Below are 245 nucleotides of genomic sequence, written 5' to 3'. Positions count from 1 at the left end.
ACTGTCGGAAGGGGTCGACAAGCTCGCGACGGAAAACGGCATGAGCCGGGAGGAGACCTTGGCGGAGCTTAAGGAGCGATACGATGGTTATCATTTCGCTTCTGACCTGCGCGACGTCTACAACCCGTTCAGCATCGTAAGGGTGCTCGACAATTGTCAGTTCGGCAACTACTGGTTACAGTCGGGCAATCCCCGGTTTTTGGCGATAAAGCTGCGTGAGAAAGGTATCGACCTGATGAGTCTCC

The 245-nt window shown here is 54.7% G+C and carries 1 protein-coding gene; it reads left to right on the top strand.

What is annotated here, in order from left to right; all coding sequences use genetic code 11:
• Positions 1–245 (top strand): hypothetical protein (locus tag ACX9YW_RS23460; RefSeq protein ID WP_460351197.1); only part of this gene is annotated, 245 nt, incomplete at both ends.

The organism is Pseudoneobacillus rhizolycopersici, from assembly GCF_054786815.1.
The sequence above is the reverse complement of the archived record's forward strand: the minus strand, read 5'-3'. Positions and strand labels throughout refer to the sequence as shown.